This window comes from Gluconobacter kanchanaburiensis NBRC 103587 (assembly GCF_007988905.1).
In the GTDB taxonomy this organism is placed as follows: domain Bacteria; phylum Pseudomonadota; class Alphaproteobacteria; order Acetobacterales; family Acetobacteraceae; genus Gluconobacter; species Gluconobacter kanchanaburiensis.
This window is the reverse complement of the sequence record NZ_BJVA01000042.1, coordinates 1-1,219: the sequence shown is the minus strand read 5'-3', so window position 1 is coordinate 1,219 and position 1,219 is coordinate 1. Positions and strand designations below refer to the sequence as shown.

Genomic DNA, 1,219 nt, shown 5'->3' with positions numbered 1-1,219 from the left:
TGGCCGCGCTTTCATCGCTGTCATAAATGAAGCCAAGTACACGGGCGCGCTCTTCTGCGTCTTCCGCAAGGGTTGTCAACACGGGCTGGTAGTAGCGGTCCAGGCTTTTGAGATCGCGATGCCCGGTGACCCTGCACAGGTCCAAAGGATTGGGGAAAAATCTGGCAAGACGGCTGGTGGCTTCATGACGGAGATCGTGAAACGTCAAATCGACAAGCCCTGCTTTTTTAACACACCGACCGTATCGTACTGAAAAAGCGCGTTCATCGCCGATCTGGAAGATCAGGTCATCCGGATCGGGGGAAGCAGAAAGCGTGTTCAGCTTGTCGTAGAGCAGCGCTCGTGCCCCGGGCATCAGCGGGCGCAATTCCGGGCCCATTTCCTCGGCAAGATGCAGGGTCTTGGTGTGTCGGAGCGAAATTGTTCGTGCCACAAGATTGATATCGCGCCAGCGCAGGGACGCGGCTTCGCCTAATCGGGTGGCCTGCTCGATGGCCCATCTCACAAACCAGACGTCATCCGGATGGCTTTCGGACGTCACTGCGGCAAGCAGGCGGTCATATTCGCTGGCTTCTGTCGTGTTGGGAGGGGCGGTGGTCGTTGGGTTCTCCGGAGCGTCTTCATGCAGTCGTCGGTTGCGCTTGCGATCGGCGCCTGTCGGCCGCTTGATCATGCGTCCCGAAGCCGGGTTCAGCGAGAGCGGGACATCCCATTCGCTCATGGCATGATTGAGGGTGGAGGCCAGGAGGTTGAGCCGCTTGACGACTGTCGCAGGGGCCCGATCCTTTCCCTGACGGTCGCGAAAGCATCGAACCGCTGGAACCGTCAGGCGGGAGAGCTTCAGGTCTGCGATGGGATCGCGAAACAGTGCCGGGATATGGCCTGTCCGGTCAGCGTCGCGGTGAGCCATGCATTCGTCACGGTAGCGCTCAATCAGGGTTCGGAGCACGAGGCCGTCCAAGGCCCGGACGTCGATATGACGCCCTTCGCGCACTTTGACCGAGGTTTCCTCGAGCCAGGAACGGGCCAGACGGGCAGTGTCAAATGTTCTGATGATCCGCTGGCCATTGACCAGCTTGCGGGCCCGATACTGCTTTGGCCCCCGGCAACTCACGCCATCGGGCAGCGGACGTCCTGTTGCAGGATCTTTGGCATTTTCGGCGGACTTTATACGGGCCATGAGACGAACTCCGAAATGCGACGGAATCGTCATTGGTCC

Annotated in this window: 1 protein-coding gene; it reads right to left on the bottom strand. The window is 59.8% G+C overall.

What is annotated here, in order from left to right; translation table 11 throughout:
- Positions 1-1,213, bottom strand: a 1,213-nt coding sequence (locus GKA01_RS13520) for a site-specific integrase (RefSeq protein ID WP_146864156.1), incomplete at its 3' end; no start/stop codon positions are given.
- Positions 1,214-1,219: the final 6 nt, after the last annotated feature.